The sequence below is a fragment of the Bacteroidota bacterium genome (assembly GCA_016713765.1).
GTDB classification, from domain to species: Bacteria; Bacteroidota; Bacteroidia; order AKYH767-A; family 2013-40CM-41-45; genus Pollutiaquabacter; species Pollutiaquabacter aromativorans.
Genome location: JADJON010000001.1, coordinates 1,942,395 through 1,965,024 on the forward strand (window position 1 = coordinate 1,942,395; position 22,630 = coordinate 1,965,024).

The window sequence follows — 22,630 nt, forward strand, 5'->3', positions numbered from 1 at the left end:
AAGGTACGGAATTCGACCCGTTAAGGATATGTCCGACGTCAGCTTCGAGCGTTCACTAATTTCGTTTCTGTAGCAGATTCGCCCATTTCCGACCCAGTTCGAGCGCAGGACGTTCTATGAATCGGTGCAGCAGCCAGGCGAAAGCCAGGGTGCCGGTGAAGAAGAGCAACAGTCGAACACCTGAATTCCAACCCGCGAAGCGGTCACTCCAGAGGAAGAACAGCCAGGGTACGTGTACGAGATACAAACTATAGGAAACGCGCCCGTTGGTGATCAGGAGCGAACGGTCGAGCCAGCGTTGCAGGAATCCGATCCGCAACAAGAGCAGGAAGATGATCGCGGCACTCCAGCCTTTGGGATGGATGAACCATGCGCGTGCGAAGTTCTCTCCCGCGACGGGGAAATGTTCGACCGTTAACCAGAAAAAGCCTGCCAGCAATAGCAAACCGATTTCTTTCCAGCCAACACGTTCAACCGGTGATCCCATGCGCGGGTAGTACAAGGCGAGCGTCACGCCCAGGGAGAAGTCGAGCAGGAAGGGATCGAGCCATTGCACTTGTACGAGGAGCCAGGTGAGGAGTGGCAGCAGGATCGGAAACCTGCTAAAGCCCCAGGCCATGAAGGGCAGGATGGCCGAAGCCAAGCACTCGATGGTGAGGGTCCAGTCGTTCGGGAGGAGCCGTAAACCGGGATCGTTCGGGATCCGGATAGCCAGCACAGCCTGACCGGCCAGTTCTGACACGTCGGGTGTGTCTTGCCAATACTGACGAAGCCAGTCGCTGTCGCTCAGGGTGAACGCAGGAGCCGCGACAAAATGCCGGTAGGCGAAGACCAGCAGCAGGCAGCACCAATAAGCAGGGTAGAGCCGCAGGATCCGGCGAACGTAGTAGGCGGCTGCATTCCGAAAACCGGCTTCGGTGTATTCCTGTTGTAAACGGTAGGTTAAGATGAAGCCGCTGTGTACGAAGAAAAACAGGATGGCCAGGTTACCGTCCCACAGCAGGCGAAATGGAAATTTCGCCAATGCGCTGGTGTTGAAGCTGAACCAGCCCGCATACTGCAGGTGAAGGAGAATGGTGAGCCAGACCGCTATACCGCGTGCAGCGTCAAGGTAGTGGAGTCGTCGGGGCTGAAGGGCGTCCATCGGGTCCGGGAAAGAACGAAAATCTTATTAATTTCGCGGCATGCCAAACGTTTTGATCGTCGAGGATGATGCGCTCAGTTTCGAAGTGCTGAAGGATCAGTTGCAGGAGCAACTGTCGGGTTGGACGGTCAGCGGTCCGGCGATTTCGATCCGCGAAGCGGTGAAGACGATCCGGGAGCAGGCGCCCGACCTGGTGTTTCTCGACATCGGATTGAAGGACGGATCCGGATTCGAAGTGTTGAAGCAACTGGGACCGATCGGGTTCGATGTTGTAGTCACGACGGGAAATGATCAACACGCTTTGGAAGCGATCAAACATTCCGCGCTCGATTACCTGGTCAAACCCATCATCGCCGGGGAACTGACCCAGGCTTTGCAAAAAGTGGATCGGCTGCGCAAAGAAAGATTAGCGGCCCGACAGCCTTCGTTTACCGTACTGCTCAACAAACTCGCCGTACCAACCGCGGATGGACTGCTCTTCATCAAAGTCAATGAGATCATCCGCCTGGAGAGCGACAAGAACTACACCGATTTTTATCTCGAGGGCAATCGCAAGATCGTCGTGACGCGGAACCTCAAGGAGTATGAAGAGCAACTCACTCCGTACGGCTTTTTCCGTGTCCACCACTCGCACATGGTCAACCTCAACCACCTGGTGCGCTACGTCAAAGGCGAAGGCGGTTATGTGGTCATGACCGACGGCAGTTCGGTCGACGTCTCCCGCCGGAAGAAGGAGGAGTTTCTTGCGCGGCTTGCAGGGTAGAAAGGGGGTTTGTTGTTCCGGGTTCCCTGCCTTCGCTAAAGCTACGGCAGGCAGGCGAGTTTCGAGTTGATGCCTTCGCTAAAGCTACGGCATGTTGGCGGGTTCCGGGTTGTTAGTGATTTGTTATTTGTTATTAGTGATTCAATTAGAATTTTTTTTGTCTTTTCACCAATCACCAATCACCAATCACCAATCACCAATTACCAATTGCTAATTACTAATTACTAACTACGAGTTACAAAAAAAGCGACTGAGCTAACCCCAGTCGCTTTTCTCATGCTTTGAATTACTGTCAATTCACTGTGAGGCGGTACTGATAGACGGCTCCTTCTTTTTCGAGATGGAGGATGTAGATGCCGCTGGCGAGGTCTTCGATGGAGACCTGGTGGCTCATGCCGCGGAAGGAATCCTGACGGAGCAGTCGGGCGGCAGCGTCGTAGATGCGGACGTTCACGTCACCGGCCTTTTCCGAACGAATGTTCAGGAAGGACGTAGCCGGGTTCGGGAACACACTCAGTCCGCTGTTAGCGGCGAGTTCGCCGACCGCGGTGGTGATGTCGGCCAATACCGGCGTGCGCTCGGAAACGCAAACCAGTCCGGGTTCCTGAACTTCCCAATCGTAGAAGTAGTAGTAGTAATTCTGGCCCTGGTTGGAACCGGTGATGCTGATCACGTTGTTAATGGTATACGGATAAGCGACACCCAGCGAGCTGCGCTTGAGGCGCGGGGTCGTGGTGCCCAGGGTGGATTGGTTGATGGAGGCGTTCGTGGTCAGGCGATAGCCGGTACCGGGGGTGATGCTGAAATTGAGGTTCACGCGGGTGGTGTCGGCCGGCAGGTTGACTTGCATGCTGTTGACGACGTTACCACCGCCATCTAGGAGCTGGAATTCGCGGAGGCCCGGAGTATCGGTGTACACTTTAACGGAAACGACCGTGCAGTTGTCGAGTACGTTGAAATCGACGGTACCGTTGGTGTTGGTACCACTGTACTCAGTGCCCTGGTGGTAGGGCATGCCGGTGTAGGACAACGCGCCCGGATACAGGACGCGGTCTTCCACCCAATAGGTCGTAGGAGCATTGATCACCGGTGTCACGTAGGAGGCACCCTGGCCGAGCAGGTTGCCGCCCGACTCTTGGTCGTACCAATAGAGATCGGAGCCTACGGCATACAAGGTAACCGAAGCGGGACCGCTGGCAGCGGCACCGGATGCGGCAGGAGCAGGAGCCGGGAGTACTTCGACGTGTACCGGATCGCTGGTGAAGCTGCCGCAAACGCCCTGGATCGTCACACTGTAATCGCCGGTCTGATCGACGGAGATGGATTGCCCCGAGTTACCGTTGCTCCAGTTGTAAGCGACCGCGACCGAGCTGGTCAGGGTCACCGCGTTACCCTGGCAGATGTTCAGTTCGCCGGAAGCGGTGACGGAAGGTGTTTCATCAGGGTTCAGTTGTACGGTGAAATTCGGGCTGATGTTGGTGCATCCGGTGTTATCGGTGACCATGACATTGTAGGTACCAGCAGCGGAAACCTGGATGTTCTGGGTGTTGTCGCCCGTGGACCAGTCGTAAGAAGTGAATCCGTTCATGGCATTCAGCGTAGTCGTCTGTCCGGTGCAAAGGACGGAAGAGCCCGTTACGAAGTTGCCGGCGATCACGCAGGAGTTTTCTTTCACGGTGACGAACTGATTCGATTCGAGGTTGTACAGCGTGGTGCTGTAACCGGAAGGGAACCAGATGACAGCGGAGTCGACGCGGGTAACGTTGCCGAGACCGAAGTGGAGTTGCGAAGAATTGCAGGTGCCGTAGCTTTCACCGGCGCGCACTTCGCGCACCTGGACACCGAAGTCGCCATAAATGGTAGCACGACCGCCGATTGCACCTTTGTTCGAGGCAGCGCCTTCGAGCTGGAAGTTGATGAAGCGGTTGCTGTTGCCGTTGTTCAGGTACAGTACATCCGGAATGTTGGTCGGGTTGGTGTAGATGTCGCCATACGAGGCATACACATCCACAAAACCGTCGTGGTTCAGGTCGCCGATGGCGAACGACAGCATGCCGTTGTTGGCCATGAGACCACTGACCTGGGAGAAGGTCTTGTCGCCGTTGTTCTTGTAGTACACCCACTCATCGCCGGTAACGAGGATGTCGATGTAGCCGTCGTTATCGAAGTCTTCGAATACGGATTCGATCGGGGTGATCGTATTCGTGTTGAAGCCGGTACCGGTGAGCTCGGTATAATGACCGGTGCCGTCGTTTTCGAAGATCTGGCTGGTGTGATCGTGGTTGGTCAGCAGGAGATCGAGGTCGCCATCGTTGTCGATGTCGCCGAAGCTCGCGGTCCAGGTCTGCCAGCCGATGTCGATACCGTAGGTGCCGGCCGCTTCGGTGAAGTTGTTGTTGCCATCGTTCACGAAGAGGCGGTTGATGCGGCGGAGGTCGGTCGGGCTGGACGTGCTCTGACGGCAATGCGCGACGTACAAGTCGAGGTCGTGGTCGTTGTCGAAGTCGATCCAGCAACTGCCATAGTTACCCGAATCAGCCGGGTCACCGTTGTAGTTAATGCCGGGGTTGACCGCGAAATTGACGATCGTGCTCGGGAACAGGTTGCCCGACCCGTCGTTGACATAGAGTTTGCTGACGGCATTGTCATCACAGCAGAACAGGTCGATCCAGCCGTCGTTGTTCATATCACAGAACGTGGCGTTCTGGAGGAAGAATCCCGAATTCGGGAGCGTGGTGGTGGTGGAAGTGATGTTACCGCCCGATTCGAAGATCTTGACCAGTTCGATTCCGGAGTTTCCGTCGGCGATCATGTCCTTCCAGCCATTGTGGTCCACGTCGGCGCAGGTCATGGCCCAGGCGCTGCCGGAGCCGATGCTGGTGAGGTAGTGATTGCTGAAACTGCCATCACGGTTCTGCAGTTCCAGGCTCACATTGTGTCCCTGGTCCATGCGCAGGATGTCGTCGAGACCGTCGAAGTTCACGTCGGTCACCGTGACCGCGCAGCCGCTGTACATCGGGCCGGCGATCTTGTTGTTCGCGTTGGTAAAGCTCAGTTGAGCTTTCGTGGCCGGAGCAAGCAGAATGGCACAGGCGGCCAGTAGCGTCCGGATTCGGGTAGAGATGCTCATGCGTTTGAGGTGATGAGGTTGTTAGGGTTGGTTGGTTGGATTATCGGTTCAGGAGGACCTTGCGCACGGTGTCGCCTTGTTCGGTCCTTATTCTTAGGAAGTAATAGCCATTGGATCCGTCCAATTGGATTTCCAGTACAGTGGTTTTGGACGAAGGACGTACCGACTGGATGCGCGTTCCGGAAGCCGAGTAGCAGTCGACTGCCAGAATCTTGTTTCCGTTGATCGCTTTGATCGTAACCGGCATACCGGAGGAGACCGTGGGGTACAGGTCGACCAGGGGTTTGTTCAGGGGGCGTATCGATGTAGTGTTCACCCACTGGCTGTCGCGCAGCATGAGGAACGGGGTCTTGTCGGCATTCTGGAACATGTGCCGGAAACTGTCGATCTCGGCACTGTTGAGCGTAAACATCTCGTCGAGCCACTTCGGCGGCACACTCTGGTAATAGAGGGAAGTGATGACCCGGAAAGGGCCCACGGCGCCGTTCAACGGAACGTGGAAGTGAACGATATCGACACCGGTACCTTCCGTAGCGTTGTCCTTGTTGAAGTCGGGATCTGCCAAGGCATCCGCTGAAATGGTAACGGTGTCGTAGGCATAGTGGCTGGTCGTGAATCCGGCGGGCGGGATCCGGTTGTCCTTGAGCAGGTGAGCGGCACGCTCGAGTACGGAAGTGAAATCGTAGTTCACGTCACCCATCACCATTTCGTAGATCTGGGCCTGGTCCTCCCGTGTAATCACATTGTGGTGACTTTCGAAGCCGGCATCCTCGTCGGTTACGCGCGCATCGCTGTCGTAGCGACCCGAGGCAAAAACGGTATCACCGGCATTGTCCAGGACGATGAACTGCAACACCGCCCGGCGTGATGGATAGCCCGAAGGGAATTTGTGGCCGGTCTTGTTTTCCAATCGAACCTGATAGTAGCTGGTGTCGGAGGCCGTGCTGTCGAAATTGACGGAAAGCGCCACGGAACGTTCCTGCAGGAGTTGCGCGGTGGCGGCCAGGGTACTGTCGAAACGCGCATCCTCGACTTGGACATCCAGTGCCGCTTTGTTGTCGCGAATGAGTTGCAACATGAAGTGATTGGCACCGGCAAAAGTGTGCTGGTTGAACGGATAACGCGGCGTAAGGGCGATGTAGCCGTTGGCGATGACCACCGGATCCGGGAGTTGCGGCATGTGGCAGGTCTGGCACTTGATGTTGTTCGCCGGATAATTGGAGTTCAGGTACTCGTGATAAGTAGCCTGCTCGACAAACTGACCGCCGGTAGCGTTTCCATTGAGGTCGGCGGTGTTGGTGATGAGTGTATGGCAGGAGGAGCAAACGGCCGATCGGTCCATGTGCGGACTGTAAGTCGGCGTGTAGCCTTCGTACAACTGCATTGGCCCGGTCATCGGGAAAGTGAAGGGGCCGTAGATCGTGCGGGTGGTGTCGTATGGAATTTCACCGGAGAAGGTTAGCCCGACTGTCGAATCGATGGTATGACATCCTGCACAGGAGACTCCATCGAGTCCGAGACTGTCGGCATATAGATCGGTCAGACCGTAGTGCGCGTTACCACGAAAACGTGAATTGTACCGTCCCATGGGTGCATGGCAGGACGTGCATTTGTCCTGCAACTCCGCGGCATGTCCGGGGTTGACGAGAATTTCCTGGCTGACCTTCGCCCGCCAGAGCGGATCCTTCGCGCTGAGTGCCATCATGGAACTTTCCCAATGCGAAAAGAGGTTCACGTCTTCGCCGTTCTCGTTGATGTTCGCCAGACCAAGGGTGTCGTGTCCGTGACAACCGCGGCAACTTGCAGACGTCATGTACCATTCACCCGGAACCAAGGGTGAGTGAACGCGTTGTTGTAAGGCTTCGAGTTCAGCCGGTGAATGGAAACGCGGACGCGGCTCGTCGTCCGGAATGGAACTGACAAATAAAATGAATGCCCCGAGGCAAAACAGGGCGATCAGGTAATGGCGCATTGCTGCAGGCTGACTGGCTGGGAAGTCCGACAATTTTAATCAAAAAATCCGTGAAAACCCAATGGTTTCCGGCTGTTGGAGCAGGTCTGTCTGAAAGGCCGTGCATGCAAAATGTCTGGGCAGAAAACCGCCGAAAAACAGGATATGCGGGATAAAAGCACCAAATACTTAATCAAAAATTCATCGAAATCCAGTGATCAAAGGTCAACAACCTTGTTCTCCCGAAGGTAAGCCAGGCTGGCCCTGTCGATCGCATAGCCCATTTGTTTCAACAGGTCGCAGTAGGAGGACAATTGTTGACGATGAGCAGGGCGTTCCGCGCCGGTCTTGAAATCGACGATCCGGATGCGGTTTGCATTGAAGACCACGCGATCCGGGCGTTGACTGCTACCATCGGGCAAGAGAATCTCCTGTTCTGCACGCGCGGTCCAGCCGTCTTCGTAGTAGGCTTCCATGCCGGGCAGTTCCATTCCGGCCCTGACTTGACGTTCGACCTCTTCCGCTTCCTCTTCCCGAAGGAGTCCGTCAAACACCTGTGCTTGTACGGCCCGTCCAATATCGGACGATGCGGTGATCTCGGAAAGCAAGCGGTGGACGATGATGCCGAACCGTTTTCCGCTGGATTTTTCTTCCTCCCACATACCGGTGAGATCGCGTGCCTTGGAAGCGATGCTGATCCGTTCCTGCCAGCGGTGGATGGGATAGGAGCGGAGTACCTCGGTCTTCGTTCCGGCAGGCGATGCTTCCGGCGATGGCATCGGTTCGCCGGCTACCCATTCCTCGCCGGACCGGATCAGTTTATCCATGCTGTCGCAGGTCCTGCTGACCAACTGCGATATTTTGCTCAGTTCGCCGCCGGAATCTTCCGGAAGGAATACGTGCAATTCGTGTTCGGCTCGGGTGAAGGCGACATAAAGCAAGTTGGCGTTGTCGACGAGTTGCTGTTGGATCTCTTCCCGGTACGCGGCTTCATACGCGGTACCAAGAAGTTTCTTTCCGGTATTGAGGGCTACTTTCCCGATCTGATCGAACGGTGGTTCGTCGGTCGTAGCCCAAATCCATTCGTTCGCCTTGGGGAAAAGTGACCAGTCGGTAAAGGGCATGATGACGATCGGGAACTGCAGTCCTTTCGACTTGTGGATCGACATGATGCGCAAGGCGTTCACATCCTCCGGGACCACCACCGATTTGGTAAGACCGATCTCGTTCTCATCCCACCAGCTGATGAAGGCCGTCAGATTGCCAGAATCATTCTGGGTGAATTCAAGTGCCAGGTCCTGGAAGCGCTGGAGGTAGGCATCGGGTTCACGGTTGAGCAGGAAGATCGCGGCGAGTTGTTCGCTGAGCTCATAAACGGGCAGCTTCGAGAGATAGGGCAGGTGCGCGGTGAAAGTTTCGGGAAGTAATTGGTTAAACGCATTGTCGGTATGGACTTCCGAATCGAAGAGCGAAATCGTTGCGGACGGTCGTTTGCGGCTTTTCAGCTGATGGTCGGCAAAAAGCCGATGGAGCGAGACGCCGTCTTGTTCCCGTAACTGGGTGACATAGTAATGCAACAATTGACTCTTGGCGATGCTGTTGCCGGGATCGGCAAGGTAGCGGAATACGTTCAGCAGAAACTGAATCAACGGGTGCGTTCCCAGGAGCAATGAATCCGGAGAAATGATGTCGCGGATGCCCCGCTGAAAAAGTTCGGTGGCGAGCAGGTTGCCGTCGCGGTTGTTGCGCACTAAGAGGGTGATGTCGCGCAACTGATAGCCACGTTTCAATAATTGCCCGATGGTATCGGCAGTCGCTTCAATGGCGGCAGCTTTCCAGGTCCGTTCTTCACCGGTTGCCGGATCGGTGGAGGCGGTGAGCGGGCGAATCCGAACAAAACCGCCGATGTCGTTTTTCTTCGCAACGGCCTGTGCCAGTCCGGCTCCATAGGCCTGCCGCAGCAGCGGCAAAGCTCCGGCTTCTTTCACGTCTTCGAGCAGCGGTGGTACTTTTTCGAAGAAACTGTTGTTGAACAAGACGATCTCGCGTTTACTGCGATAGTTCGTGTCCAGTACATCTTCCATGAAGAGCGAGCCGAACGCCCGCAAGTCTCGCCGGATTCCCTGTAAAAGCAATGACATGTCGCCGCCCCGCCAGCGGTAGATGGATTGCTTGGCATCGCCCACCACGAGCGCCATGAAGCCGCTGCCCAGCGTGTGTTCCAACAAGGGCAGGATGTTTTGCCATTGGATGAGGGAGGTGTCCTGGAATTCATCGATCAGCAGATACTTGTATCGGGTGCCGACCTTTTCATAGATGAACGGGGCGTCCGATTCCTGCATCACGGCTCCCAACAGGCGAGGGGTATCGGAGATGAGGATCTTATTGTTCTCGTTCCGGTAATCGCGGTAGTGCAGGGAAAGGTCGTTGACGATCCCGAAGAGGTACAGGGTCTTGAGCAGTTGGAAACCGGTGGCATAGCGCCGCAGGTCCCGGTCCTGGATCTCGATCGCTTTGCGCAGGAGTGGCAGCAAACGACTTTCAGCCAGGTGCACGATCTCCTGCCGGTGTTCCGACTTTTTCGCGGCCCAGGCTTCCGGATTCTCCGCGGCAGCAAGGGCTCGTTTGGTTGCCGTGACGGCATCGGGATCTCGCGCGTTTTGCAAACGATCCAGGTAGCCCGCGACTCCGCTTTTGCCAAAGCTGAAATCATCCACCTTCAGTCCGGCATTACGGATCACGTCGATCGCTTCGCGGCCGATCTCCTGCAGAGATTTTTCGAAGGATTTCCGAAGCGTAGTCAGGTCGTGGTAAAAGTCGTGAACAGTCTTCCGGTCCAGTACCCGGGTGTTCCCCTGGTCGTCACGAAAGAGCTGTTTGGCCACCACGAAGAGGTCCTGTTCGATGTTCCAGCCACGATCAGCTTCGATCTTGTGCAGGATCAGTTGTTCGAGCCATCTCGTCAGCTCTTCATCTTTGCCGGCTTCCCGCAGCAGGCGGTCCACGACCTCCTTGCAGACATCCTCTTCGTCGAGGTCGATCTCCAGTCGAAGGGGCAGGTGGATCTCGCGTGCCAGGGAACGCAGCAGCCGTTGAAAAAAACTGTCAATGGTGCTGACCGAGAACGAACTGTAATCGTGCAGGATCAGCTTGAGTGTTAGCGCCGCTCGATCCCGAAGGATGACTTCCGGCAGTAGTTGCTGTAATGCTGCTGCGAGGCCGGGATTTGATTCCTGCTGCAGTTCGGTCAGCGCGCGGATGACCCTGGATTTCATTTCATCCGCGGCTTTATTGGTAAAGGTGATGGCCAGAATGTGCCGGTAATCTTCCGGATGCCGCAGAACGAGGTGCAGGTATTCCAGCACCAGCGTGTAGGTCTTGCCTGAGCCTGCGGATGAGCGGTAGATCTTCAGCGCGTTCACCTTTCAAAGATAGCCGCCTTGTGCTGTCCGTAGCGGCGTTCGCGAACTTTTTCCGACAAAGTTTGTTTCCAGTGCAGCGTTTTCTCCCCGCTCTTGGTTAACTTTGGAAGTACAGCATGATCGGTTTTCGCTTCAGTAAATTTAAACCCGGTCCGGAGCAGAGGTCGCCCTTCGATCGGCTCCTGAACCTGTTTTTGCAATTGCTCACCTATACGGCCGGTGATGCCAACGAGGCGTTGCAATGGATGAATGAACTCGACCGGGAGCACGGGTTGACCGACAACGAATATTCGATGGGGGATTTCGTAGAAGACCTAAAGCGGAAAGGCTACCTGCGCGACGATACCAACGGTGGACTCGTGATGACACCCAAAGCGGAGCAGTCGATCCGCAAATCCGCTTTGGAGGAAGTGTTCGGAAAGCTCAGGCGCAGCGCGCCCGGGCGACATTCCACGCGTTTTACCGGAATCGGCGAAGAACCCACGGGTGATCTGCGGGAATACCGCTTCGGCGATACGGCCGATCAGATCAGCATGACCGAATCGATCCGCAACGCGCAGATCAACCACGGACTGCTCGACTTTCACCTGATGGAAGACGACCTGGAGGTTTCGGAGCGGGAGCATCAGTCGCAGACTTCAACCGTCCTGATGATCGACATCAGTCATTCGATGATCCTGTATGGCGAAGACCGTATCACGCCGGCAAAAAAAGTCGCGATGGCACTGGCGGAGCTGATCCGGATACGCTTCCCGAAGGATACGCTGGATGTCATCGTCTTCGGTGACGATGCCTGGCCGATCTCCGTGAAGGACTTGCCCTACCTGCAGGTTGGCCCCTATCATACCAATACGCCCGCCGGACTGGAACTGGCCATGGACCTGCTGCGCCGGCGGAAGAATCCGAACAAACAGATCTTCATGATCACCGACGGCAAGCCCAGTTGCATGCGGGTCGGTGACCGGTTGTACAAGAACAGTTTCGGCCTTGACCGCAGGATCGTCAACAAGTGCCTGACGTTGGCATCCAATTGCAAGCGGTTACGGATTCCGATCACCACCTTCATGGTTGCGGAAGATCCCTACCTGCGTTCGTTTATTCACGAGTTCTCGGAGGCGAATGGGGGCAAGGCCTTTTATACATCGTTGAAAGGGCTGGGACAATTCGTCCTGGAAGATTTTGAACGCAACCGGGTACGCAGGCGCTGATCCATGTTGTAAAAAAAATTGACTGATATGTCACTGACCAAACTGACCACACTTGGCGCCCTGAAAGCGTCCGGATATCAATCCCGCAGTATCAAGGAAGAGCTGAGGGCGAATTTGTTGAAGAAACTGCAGTCAGGTGAAAAAGTGTTCGAAGGCATTCGCGCATTCGATACGACCGTCATACCGGATATCGAGCGAGCGATCCTTTCGCGCCACAACATCCTGTTACTTGGCTTGCGCGGCCAGGCTAAGACCCGGATGGCGCGCATGATGACCCGGCTCCTGGATGAATGGATCCCCGTGGTCAAAGGGTCGGAGATCAACGACGATCCGTTTCATCCGATTTCCCGCTACGCGCGTGACCTGATCGCCGGTCAGGGTGACGATACCGTGATCGAGTGGATGCACCGCGATGAACGTTACACCGAAAAACTGGCGACGCCCGATGTGTCGGTCGCTGATCTGGTGGGTGATGTCGATCCGATCAAAGCCGCCAACCTGAAGCTGCCTTATTCCGACGAACGGGTGATACACTTCGGACTTATTCCCCGGTCACATCGTTGCATCTTCGTCATCAACGAACTACCCGATCTGCAAGCGCGCATCCAGGTGGCCTTGTTCAACATCCTCCAGGAGGGCGACATGCAGATCCGTGGATTCAAGTTGCGCCTGCCGCTCGATATCGAGTTCGTATTTACGGCCAATCCCGAGGACTATACGAACCGTGGTTCGATCGTCACCCCGCTGAAAGACCGCATCGAAAGCCAGATCCTGACGCACTATCCGAAAGACCTGGAGAGCGCGCGGGAGATCACCCGGCAAGAGGCGCACCCAAGCAGGGAGCAGGCGGAAGCCATCCGAATTCCGCCACTCGCGGAAGACCTGTTGGAGCAGATCGCCTTCGAAGCCCGCAGCAGCGAGTACATTGATCCCAAGAGCGGGGTGTCGGCTCGTCTGACGATCTCGGCCAAGGAGAATCTTTACAGTACGGTGGAACGCAGGATCATCCTGAATAAGGAAACGACCGGCTGCGTGCGCATCGCGGATTTCCAGGGTGTCATTCCTTCCATCACCGGAAAGATCGAACTCGTGTACGAAGGCGAGCAGGAGGGAACGCAGATCGTCGCACAGAACCTGGTAGGAAAGGCGGTTCGCACCTTGTTCACCCGGTATTTCCCGAGTCCGGAAAAGAGTAAGAAGAAGAAAGAGCCGAATCCCTATCAGCCCGTGTTGGACTGGTTCAGCAGCGGACATGAATTGGACCTCTTGCACGACATCCCGGCTAAGCAGTACCAAAAGACCTTAAGCGGTGTGCCGGGACTGAAGGAGATCGTTCAGCAATTTCACCCACAGGCCAAAGGCGATGAGCAACTTCTTCTCATGGAATTCCTGTTGCACGGCCTCGCGGAATTCTCGCTGCTAAGTCGTGGTAATCTGCAGACGGGGACACGGTTCAAGGACCTGTTCAGTTCGGTCATGAACAGCGGCGCCGGTGATGAGCAAAGCTGAGCTCAGAGTCGGCCTTGCCAGACCGTAGCGCTCCGGAAGTGCATGTGTACGTCGGTCGGCTGTTCAAAAATTCCGAAGACCGCGGAACCACTTCCACTCATGGAGGCATAAACAGCGCCGAGCTTGTAGAGTTGCTCCTTGATCTTGCGGATGGAAGGATGTTTGATGAAGATCGTTTCTTCGAAATCATTCACGAGTACCTCCCGCCACTGCGCCACCGGTTTCCTGACCAGTACCCGAAGTGATTCCCGGTCCGCCTTGGGCGTAATGCCGCTATAAGCCTCGGCTGTGCTCACATGTGCGCGCGGTTTTACGATCACCAGTTGATAGCCTTTGAGGTCCACTTTCGCCGATTCAAAAACATCGCCTCGACCGGTGGCACGAACCGCTTTGTTCTGGATGAAGAAGGGACAATCGCTTCCGAGCCGGGCCGCATAGTTTTCGAGGCGGGCAACCGGGATCTTCAGGCGGAACAGGTCGTTGATCAAACGTAAGGCGAAGGCTGCGTCGGCTGATCCGCCACCGAGTCCCGCGCCGATGGGCAGGTTCTTGTGGAGGTGCATGCGAATCGGCGGCAGGGGGAAATCGGCGGCCAGCAATTGATACGCGCGAACGCACAGATTCTTGTCGCGCGGTCCATAGATGCGAATGCCACTGTTGCGGAAATCGATGTCGGATTCATTTCCTTCGTCGCGTACGATCTCCAGGATATCCGTCCAGGGAACAGGATAAAAGACCGTATCCAGTTCGTGGAAACCATCTTCACGTCGGGAAAGGACGTGCAAGCCCAGGTTGATCTTGCAATTCGGAAAGCTGATCACGGGGCGATGCGAAACGCCGGAAAGGGGCAGCGGGTAAGGTGTACCGGTTGCGCCATCCTGCCATTATTGTTCTGCTACCACGCCCATCGAACAGAATTTTTCAATCCGTTCGTGGACCAGGGTCGCGCGATCCTTGGCGAGTAAGTCGGCCAGGTGCTTCTTGATTTCAGCTTTGACAATCCGGAACATCTGTTCGGGTTGGGTATGCGCCGCACCGATCGGTTCCCGGATGATTCCGTCGATCAGTTTGTTCTTCAGCATATCCTCCGCGGTGAGTTTCAGGACCTCCGCGGCTTTTTCCTTGTAGTCCCAGCTTCTCCAGAGAATAGAGGAACAGGATTCCGGTGAGATGACCGAGTACCAGGTGTTCTCCAGCATCAGGACGCGGTCGCCGATGCCGATGCCGAGCGCGCCACCGGAAGCCCCCTCGCCGATGATGATGCAAATGACCGGTACCTTGAGTTTGGCCATCTCAAACAGGTTGCGGGCAATGGCTTCGCCCTGGCCCCGTTCTTCGGCTTCCAGACCGGGATATGCTCCCGGCGTATCAATGAAAGTAACGACCGGCTTGTTGAACTTTTCAGCCAGCTTCATGAGTCGAAGCGCTTTCCGGTATCCTTCCGGGTTGGCCATACCGAAGTTTCGGTATTGCCGTTGCTTGGTGGTGGCACCCTTCTGTTGTCCGATGAACATGACAGTCTGTCCGTCAATAGAACCGAAGCCGCCCACGATGGCCTTATCGTCCCGCACGGTTCGATCGCCGAATTGTTCGATGAAATTCTTCTCGGTAATCGACTCGATGTAGGCGAGGGTGTAGGGGCGGTCGGGGTGACGGGACAACTGAACACGTTGCCAGGGTGTGATCTTGCTATAGATGACCTTGCGGGTTTCCTCCAGTTTCAGTTCCAACTGGCGTACGGCTACGCTGACATCCACCTTGCTTTTTTCACCGATCTGCTTCTGCTTGTCGATCTGGTCCAGGAGGTCCGAGATCGGTTTTTCAAAGTCGAGGAAGTTCATAATAAGCTTTTAATCAACGACTTGCAATTCAGTTCGCTTGTCATTGCACTACGAATATACAAAGCGCCGGATTTCAGCGGTTGTACCAGTTGATCACGTTTTTCACGGGCTCGGTGCTGGTGATCGTTCCGGTCACGGAAAGGTCGATGTCGGAAAGAAGTTTCACCTCCAGCGAATCGATCAGGTAGATCAACTGGCTATCACTATCCCGGACCATGCGATCACCGGAAAGGGAGGATTCCTGTTGAAGGGTAAGCGCAGTAGGATCGAAGCGATAGATGCCCTGGTTGGTGAGCAATCGGGCGTTGGCACCGAGCGGGCCCGGCACCACTTCCAGTAATTGTAAACCGGGGTTGGCGATCAGTTCATTCGCGACATTCGTCGTAAAGTAATAGCGCGCGACGCTAAGGGCGCCATCGGTGCGTGTTCCAAAGAGATAGATATCGTTGTTTACACCCGGCAACATGCCGGTGACCCGCATATCCAGTGTGCATTCGGATCGGGATGCACCGGACGGGTAATTGATCACAAACAGTTTTTCCGTGGCGGGTAAGTCCAGGTGCGCATAGGCGTAGATGTAATTCCCCGCGCGCAGCATGTTCCTATAATCATAGTCCAACGGTTGGGAAGCGGAGCGGAATGTCTCGTTCCCGTTGCTGTCGTATCCCCGCAAGGTGGATTGATAGAAGGATAGGAAGTGCGTACCGTCCTGAAAGTCCGCAAAGGAGAAGGAGGGGACCGGAGCTGCCTGTTCGCCGTTGATCGTGCGGAGTACAGTGCCGTCGGAGATTTTAAAAAAAGTCGAGGAAACGGTACGACGGGCGATGAGAAACGTGCCGGTTGCATTTTGTAAGGTGCTGCCAACGTAGTCGCCCGACATTTCCCGGAAATGCGAAAGATTGAGCGACGCGTCAGCCATCCAAAGCCGGGTCCGGCTGCTGTCGGGGCGGGTCAGCAATAGCGTGCCGAGTTTCCGTTTGGGGACCGCAACCAGGTTGATGGGCACACTGGAACTCCCCGAATTGTCGGAAGTGCTCACCTTGACTTCCAACCTGTACGTCCCGCTGCTCAGCAACGTATCGGTTATCCGGTAATTGAATTCGAGGGCGTTCCGGGTATTGATGACATAATTGTAATTCGGCGGAACAACCAGGGCGCCGGAGGATTCGTCTTTGAGAAACAAGTAGACCGAGGCTGGCCCGTCATCCGGCACTTTTGCGGTGACGATGATGCGGATCGTGTCTTCCAATACGCGAAAGGAAGTGCCGGCGGACGGACTTAGTATATTGACGGGTATCGGCGCTTCGTCATCATCGTCTTTCTTACAGCCAAGGCTGAACGAAAGAAATCCAAGAATTAAAGCACCGATTATCCTGACTCTACTCATTGAATTGATTGTCTGTAAACTGTGTGTGGTCAAAGGTAGGAAAGTTATAAACAGACTTGCCCTCCCGATGCTGATTCATTAGCTTCGTCCCCCTTTTGAAAAAGCGCTACCGATAACGGAAGCGGAATCCGAAAGCTTATCTTTGATAGGACCATGATCGAGCCGGGAGAACCCACCCAAAGCGGCGATACGACGATTCGTCGGCGTACCGGAAGCAAGACTTCCGCGGTTACGGCTTTGCAGGCACAGCAATTCGGAAAACTCCCGCCGCAGGCGGTTGAGTTGGAGGAAGCGGTGCTGGGAGCGCTCATGTTGGAGAAGGACGCGTTGACCTCGGTCATCGACATTCTTCATCCGGATTCCTTCTACAAGGACAGCCACAAACTGATCTTCCAGGCGATCCGACGTTTGTTTGAACGTTCGGAGCCGATCGATATCCTGACGGTCAGCAACGAATTGAAGCGAAGCGGCGAACTGGACCTGGTTGGCGGCCCGTACGTCATCACACAACTGACCAACCGTGTCGCTTCCGCAGCCAACATCGAATACCATGCGCGGATCATCCTGCAGAAGCACATTCAGCGTGAACTGATCCGCATTTCTTCCGAGACCATCCGGGATGCCTACGAGGATACCACGGACGTATTCCACTTGCTGGATCGTGCGGAAAAGAACCTGTTCGACATCGCCCAGGGCAACATCCGCCGGAATTTCCAGGAAATGAGCGCCATGGTCAGTGAGGCAACTCGTCTGATCGAAGCTGCTAAAAAGCACGGTACGGGTATCACCGGCGTCGAGAGCGGCTTTACCGATCTGGACCGACTGACATCCGGCTGGCAGAAATCCGATCTGATCATCCTGGCGGCCCGCCCGGCCATGGGTAAGACGGCTTTCGTCTTGTCTCTTGCACGCAACGCGGCCATCCAGTTCAACAAACCGATCGCCGTCTTCTCGCTGGAAATGTCGTCCATCCAGTTGGTCCAGCGGATGATCTCTTCCGAGACCGGTATTCCGTCGGATAAACTCCGAAAGGGTACCCTGGACGAAACGGAGTGGCAAAAGCTCGTATCGATGACCGGCCGGCTGTCCGAATCACCGATCTTCATTGACGATACGCCCGCGCTTTCGGTCTTCGATCTTCGTTCGAAATGTCGTCGTCTCAAAGCGATGCACGATGTGCAGATGATCATCATCGATTACCTGCAGTTGATGCGTGCCGATGTGGAGAACAAAGGCGGCAACCGGGAACAGGAGATCAGCACCATTTCGCGTTCACTCAAGGCGATCGCAAAAGAACTCAACGTACCGATCATCGCGCTCTCGCAGTTGAGTCGTGCGGTGGAGACCCGCGGAGGGTCGAAGCGCCCGCAGCTCAGCGACCTGCGCGAATCGGGCGCTATCGAACAGGACGCCGATATGGTCATGTTCATCTATCGTCCGGAGTACTACGGCTTGACGCACGACGAAGACAACAACCCGACGACGGGGGTGGCGGAGATCATCGTCGCCAAGCACCGAAACGGCGCGACCGATACCGTGAAGCTGCGCTTTGTGGACCGGTTGGCCAAGTTCACCGATCTCGATCAACGCGATTTCGGCGACAGCAGTCCCGCGCCGAGTGGAAGCGTGGTGGATTACCAGAGCAACCGGATCATCGTGGGGTCACGGATGAACGATATGCCGGAAGAGCCGCCCTTCTGATAAATTCTGATTGTTTACCGGACGTCACCCGAACGCCTCTTTTGGCGTGAGGATAATTCAATTCAGGTGCTCTTCCAGCAACTGACTTTCGTAGAGGTCGTAATAGGCTCCGCGTTTTTTCAGCAGGCTTTCGTGCGTCCCTTCTTCCAGGATCTTACCGTTGTCCAGGACCAGGATGTGATCGGCATTCCTTACCGTGCTTACGCGATGGGAGATGAACAGGGTGGTCCGGTCTTTCATCACATCGCGCAGGTTACGGAGGATCCTTTCTTCCGTTTGGGTATCGACCGCGCTGAGGCAATCGTCGAATACGAGGATCTTGGGTTCACGAATGATCGCACGGGCGATGGAGACCCGTTGCTTTTGACCGCCTGACAAGGTGAGGCCGCGTTCGCCGAGCATGGTTTCGAACCGGTCGGGAAACTCCAGGATGTTTTCTTCCACGGCAGCGTTGCGTGCGGCGGTTTCCACACGACGACGTGTTTCGACCGGATCTTCGTTTCCTTCCAATCCGAACGAGATGTTGTTGGCAATCGTGTCGCTGAAAAGAAACACGTCTTGCGGCACGTAGCCGATCTGCCGGCGTAGTGCGTCCAACGGCCATGCGCGCAGGTCGGTATCGTCGATCAGGATGCTCCCCTTCGAAGGATCGTAGAGTCGAGCAAGCAGGTTGGCAATGGTGGACTTACCGCTACCGGTCTTGCCGAGAATAGCCAGCGATCGACCGGGCGCTACGGTGAAACTCACGTCTTGCAAAGCCTGGACGCCGGAATCCGGATAGACGAACGAAACGTTTCTGAACGTGATCGCGCCTTTCATTTCGCGTGGTTCCGTAACCGTACTCACGATCTCCGGTTTTTGCAACATGAATTCGTTGAGTCGGGTCTGTGAAGCCGCAGCGCGTTGCACCAGCGAGGTCACCCATCCCAGTGAAGCCACCGGCCAGGTCAGCATGTTGACGTAGATGATGAATTCGGCAATGTTTCCGGTTGTCGCCCTTCCGGCGATTACCTCGCGACCACCGACGTAAATGACCAATAGCGTGCTCAAGCCCACCAGCAAGAGCATGAGTGGAAAAAACATCGCATTCACCCGCACGAGGTGCATGTTGTGCCGCAGGTATGCGTCACTTTCGTTACGAAAGGTCTCGACGGATGATTTTTCCCGTACGAATGATTTGAGTACCCGAATTCCACTGAACGCTTCCTGCACGAACGTACTCAGCCTGCTTTGTTGTGTCTGTACCTCTTCGCTGCGGCGGTTCATGATGTCGCTGACGAAGTAGATGCTCAGCGAAAGCAGCGGGAGGGGAGCCACGACATAGAGGGTCAGCGTATGATTCACGTGCCACATACTGATGATCACGAGCACGAACATGACAATGAGGTTGATCGCGTACATGACCGCAGGTCCGACATACATACGCACCCGGCTGACATCTTCGCTGATCCGGTTCATCAGGTCACCGGTATTGTTGCGGCGATAGAAGGAGAGCGAGAGCCGTTGATAGTGGTCGAACACTTCGTTCTTCAGGTCGTACTCAATGTGCCTGGACATGACAATGATGGTCTGGCGCATCAGGAACATGAGGGCGCCCCGGAGCAGCGCCACGCCCAGAATCAACAGAAAGAACCGGAAGACCTGACCGGTAACCGTATCCAATACCTCGCTTCTTCCGCTGGCATCCAGGGATTCCACCTGATGAAGCGCTCCCGTCACCTCATCCAGGGTCTTTCGCACCACCTGGGCAGGGTAGATTGCCCCGAAATTTTGCAGAATAACGAATACGATTCCTGCCAGGAGGAACTTCCGGTACTTCCAGAAGTACTTGTTCAGATAGCTTAATGACAACATTATCAGGCAGAAAGGTGTGTCTTGGCGGCCTAAAAAAATAACCCTAACTTTGCGGCGCCGTTTTTCTCGTACGGCTGGACAAAGTTAATTAAGAACGTTTCCCGATGCTTGATGTGAAAGAGGTAAAAGGCACCCAAACGGGTTCTGGTTTGATTTTCGGTCATCCATCCTTTGCCGACCACGAACAAGTCGTTTTTTGCTACGACAAAAACACCGGACTCAAGGCGATCATCGCCATCCACGATACGACCCTCGGACCTGCCCTTGGCGGAACCCGGATGTGGAACTATCAGTCGGAGGCAGAAGCGCTTAACGATGTGCTGCGCCTGTCGCGCGGCATGACCTACAAGGCTGCAATCAGTGGTTTAGGTCTCGGTGGCGGAAAGGCTGTGATCTTTGGTGACAGCAAGACCCAGAAAACGCCGGAACTGTTCCGCAGATACGGGGAGTTCATTGAGACCCTTTCCGGTAAATACATCACCGCGGAAGACGTCGGCACCAGCACCTCGGATATGGTGTTCATCCACGAGCGTACCAAGCACGTGACCGGACTTCCGGAGAATCTTGGTGGTGGCGGTGACCCTTCGCCCGTAACCGCATTTGGCGTTTACATGGGCATGAAAGCTTCCGCCAAGCAGCAGTTCGGATCCGAGCAACTGAACGGTAAGCGCGTAATGGTACAGGGTGTCGGACACGTGGGACAGAACCTCGTGCGACTGCTGACCGAAGAGGGCGCCATCGTTACCGTGAGCGATATCAACCAGGAGAACCTCAACGCCGTAGCCAAGCAATATGGCGCTTCGATCGTCGCGCCGGATAAGGTGTACGAGCAGGCTGTCGATATCTATGCTCCCTGCGCGCTCGGCGCCACCCTGAATACCGAAAACATCGGACGATTGAAGTGTGCCGTAGTAGCCGGTGCGGCCAATAACCAGTTGGCCGACGAGAACGAACATGGCCGGATGCTGTTGGAGAAGGGTATCCTGTATGCCCCCGACTTCCTCATCAATGCCGGGGGACTGATCAACGTCTATTCGGAATTGAAGGGTTACAACCGTGAACAAGCCATGGAGCATACCCGTAAGATCTACGATACCACGTTGGAGATCTTTGCCAAGGCGGAGGCGGAAAGCCTCACCACCATCCAGGCCGCGAAGGCGATTGTCGAGGAGCGCCTGGCTTCCGCCCGCCAGGTTAAAGCCTGATCCCAGTAGTTACCGAGTGCCTTTGCGGATGCAGGTCCGCCAGAACGTTCTTTATCGATCCATGCTCAGCCGACGCCAACTCCGAGTCAAAGTATTACAAGCCTTGTATGCCTACTTCCAGGCCGATAAGAGTGACCTGGCAGTTGCAGGCCGTGAGTTGTTCCGTTCGATCGAGAAGGTGCACGAGTTGTATATCTACCTGCTCTCCCTGTTGCGTGAATTGGCGGATTCCGATCAGGCCGATGCCGACGACCTCCACCTGAAGTTTTTCCCGAAGGCGGAGGAAGTGAATGCCAAGCACCGCTTGTTCAACATCCGGTTCATCCAGGCCATGGTCGCTTCCAGGGATTTTGAGCTGTTTACCCGTCGCTATCATACTTCCTGGCAGAAAGACCTGGACCTTGTCCGCAAGCTTTTCCTGGAGATCAAAAAGTCGGAGGAGTACCGGAACTTTCTGCTCGACGATCAGGCCAACGAGCGGGATTTCCTTCTGCTGATCATGACCCGCTTTCTCGAACCGAACGAGACCCTGGAGCATCATGTGGAGGAGGAGAATATCTTCTGGCAGGAGGACTTCAGTTTCGTTTGCCATATCATTAACCGGACGATCCGCACCTTCTATGATGCAGGGCGCCTGGAGTTGATGCCCGTATACAAAGACGAAGCGGACGACAAGGACTTCGTCCGTCAGTTGTTCGAACAAACCATCCTCAACAATCGCGAGTATGAGGCCGCGGTCAGTAAGCGCACCCAAAACTGGGACGTGGAGCGGATCGCCATGATGGATATCCTCTTGTTGAAAATGGCTCTGGCAGAGTTGGTGCATTTTCCCGGAATTCCGGTGAAAGTGTCGATCAACGAATACATTGAGATCTCGAAGGATTTCAGTACGCCGAAAAGCAAGCAATTCATCAACGGGATCATTGATAAACTCGCTGCCGATTACAAAGCGGATGGAAAAATCGTGAAGACCGGACGCGGGTTGCTGGAGTAACAGGAACAGCCGCTATTTTTGTTGTGTCAATCACTGCTACCATGAGAAAGTTCACCTGCACCTTCGCCATCCTGCTGCTGATCGCCTCGTCCTGCAAACAGGCCGACAACAATCCGGTAAAGCCACCGGATGCGATTTCCACCGAAGTCGTTACGAATCCCGCTTCGGCATCCGGGACGAATTCCAAGAAAGGTGTTCCGGAGTTCAAGTTCGAGCAGGAAACCTGGGACTTCGGTCAGATCACCGAAGGGGAGAAGATCTCGTTTGCCTATCAGTTTACCAATGTCGGAAATGCCGAATTGGTCATCCGGGCGGCGAATGGCAGTTGTGGTTGTACGGTACCCGAATTCCCGAAGGATCCGATCCCGGCCGGCGGTAAAGGGATCATCAATGTGACCTTTGACAGTAACGGAAAAACCGGCATGCAGCATAAGACCGTTACCCTGATTTCCAATACAATTCCCAATACCAAAGTGATTAACGTAACCGGGGAAGTCCTGCCCAAGTGATCAAAGAAACAT

Annotated in this window: 15 protein-coding genes; 7 read left to right on the plus strand and 8 right to left on the minus strand. The window is 55.2% G+C overall.

Going from position 1 to position 22,630, the window contains the following annotated elements:
• Positions 1–55: 55 nt before the first annotated feature.
• A complete protein-coding gene (locus tag IPJ96_07420) occupies positions 56–1,144 on the minus strand; it encodes an acyltransferase (protein MBK7910179.1) in 1,089 nt (362 codons plus the stop codon).
• Positions 1,145–1,184: 40 nt separating this feature from the next.
• Between IPJ96_07420 and IPJ96_07425 the strand changes: the two genes are divergently transcribed.
• On the plus strand, positions 1,185–1,907 hold the full coding sequence (locus IPJ96_07425) for a response regulator transcription factor (protein MBK7910180.1): 723 nt from the start codon (positions 1,185–1,187) through the stop codon (positions 1,905–1,907).
• A 292-nt stretch (positions 1,908–2,199) separates the two neighbouring features.
• Here the strand turns inward: IPJ96_07425 and IPJ96_07430 are convergent, their stop codons facing one another.
• The 3 genes from IPJ96_07430 to IPJ96_07440 all read right to left on the minus strand — a co-directional run bounded on the left by IPJ96_07430 (position 2,200) and on the right by IPJ96_07440 (position 10,410).
• Entirely contained in the window at positions 2,200–5,037 is a 2,838-nt protein-coding gene (locus IPJ96_07430; protein ID MBK7910181.1) for a VCBS repeat-containing protein, read from the minus strand.
• Positions 5,038–5,077: 40 nt separating this feature from the next.
• Positions 5,078–7,009: a T9SS type A sorting domain-containing protein gene (locus IPJ96_07435; GenBank protein ID MBK7910182.1), complete on the minus strand. Its 1,932-nt coding sequence runs from the start codon at positions 7,007–7,009 to the stop codon at positions 5,078–5,080.
• 197 nt (positions 7,010–7,206) lie between these two features.
• Entirely contained in the window at positions 7,207–10,410 is a 3,204-nt protein-coding gene (locus IPJ96_07440) for a UvrD-helicase domain-containing protein (GenBank protein MBK7910183.1), read from the minus strand.
• 116 nt (positions 10,411–10,526) lie between these two features.
• On the opposite strand from IPJ96_07440, the gene IPJ96_07445 reads away from it, so the two are divergent.
• Together IPJ96_07445 and IPJ96_07450 are read left to right on the plus strand one after the other, a co-directional pair.
• Positions 10,527–11,618 carry a hypothetical protein gene (locus IPJ96_07445; protein ID MBK7910184.1) on the plus strand — a complete coding sequence of 364 codons (1,092 nt, stop codon included), beginning with the start codon at positions 10,527–10,529 and terminating at the stop codon, positions 11,616–11,618.
• A 27-nt stretch (positions 11,619–11,645) separates the two neighbouring features.
• The gene (locus tag IPJ96_07450; GenBank protein ID MBK7910185.1) at positions 11,646–13,127 is read left to right on the plus strand and encodes a magnesium chelatase; all 1,482 of its coding nucleotides are present in this window, start codon (positions 11,646–11,648) and stop codon (positions 13,125–13,127) included.
• 2 nt (positions 13,128–13,129) lie between these two features.
• Here the strand turns inward: IPJ96_07450 and IPJ96_07455 are convergent, their stop codons facing one another.
• The 3 genes from IPJ96_07455 to IPJ96_07465 all read right to left on the minus strand — a co-directional run bounded on the left by IPJ96_07455 (position 13,130) and on the right by IPJ96_07465 (position 16,355).
• Positions 13,130–13,948 (minus strand): 4-(cytidine 5'-diphospho)-2-C-methyl-D-erythritol kinase, encoded by an 819-nt coding sequence (locus IPJ96_07455; protein ID MBK7910186.1) that lies wholly within the window; start codon positions 13,946–13,948, stop codon positions 13,130–13,132.
• A 63-nt stretch (positions 13,949–14,011) separates the two neighbouring features.
• Positions 14,012–14,968: an acetyl-CoA carboxylase carboxyltransferase subunit alpha gene (locus tag IPJ96_07460; GenBank protein MBK7910187.1), complete on the minus strand. Its 957-nt coding sequence runs from the start codon at positions 14,966–14,968 to the stop codon at positions 14,012–14,014.
• Between the two features lie 73 nt (positions 14,969–15,041).
• Positions 15,042–16,355, minus strand: coding sequence for a hypothetical protein (locus tag IPJ96_07465; protein MBK7910188.1), 1,314 nt, complete (start codon positions 16,353–16,355; stop codon positions 15,042–15,044).
• Positions 16,356–16,508: 153 nt separating this feature from the next.
• Here IPJ96_07465 and dnaB point away from each other — a divergent pair, with 153 nt between their 5' ends.
• Positions 16,509–18,056 (plus strand): replicative DNA helicase, encoded by a 1,548-nt coding sequence (dnaB, locus tag IPJ96_07470; protein MBK7910189.1) that lies wholly within the window; start codon positions 16,509–16,511, stop codon positions 18,054–18,056.
• Between the two features lie 57 nt (positions 18,057–18,113).
• Here dnaB and IPJ96_07475 read toward each other — a convergent pair whose 3' ends face one another.
• A complete protein-coding gene (locus IPJ96_07475) occupies positions 18,114–19,910 on the minus strand; it encodes an ABC transporter ATP-binding protein (protein MBK7910190.1) in 1,797 nt (598 codons plus the stop codon).
• 104 nt (positions 19,911–20,014) lie between these two features.
• On the opposite strand from IPJ96_07475, the gene IPJ96_07480 reads away from it, so the two are divergent.
• From IPJ96_07480 to IPJ96_07490, 3 genes are all read left to right on the plus strand, one after another.
• A complete protein-coding gene (locus IPJ96_07480; GenBank protein ID MBK7910191.1) occupies positions 20,015–21,115 on the plus strand; it encodes a Glu/Leu/Phe/Val dehydrogenase in 1,101 nt (366 codons plus the stop codon).
• Positions 21,116–21,176: 61 nt separating this feature from the next.
• Positions 21,177–22,109, plus strand: coding sequence for a transcription antitermination protein NusB (locus IPJ96_07485; GenBank protein ID MBK7910192.1), 933 nt, complete (start codon positions 21,177–21,179; stop codon positions 22,107–22,109).
• Positions 22,110–22,150: 41 nt separating this feature from the next.
• A complete protein-coding gene (locus tag IPJ96_07490; protein ID MBK7910193.1) occupies positions 22,151–22,618 on the plus strand; it encodes a DUF1573 domain-containing protein in 468 nt (155 codons plus the stop codon).
• Positions 22,619–22,630 lie beyond the last annotated feature (12 nt).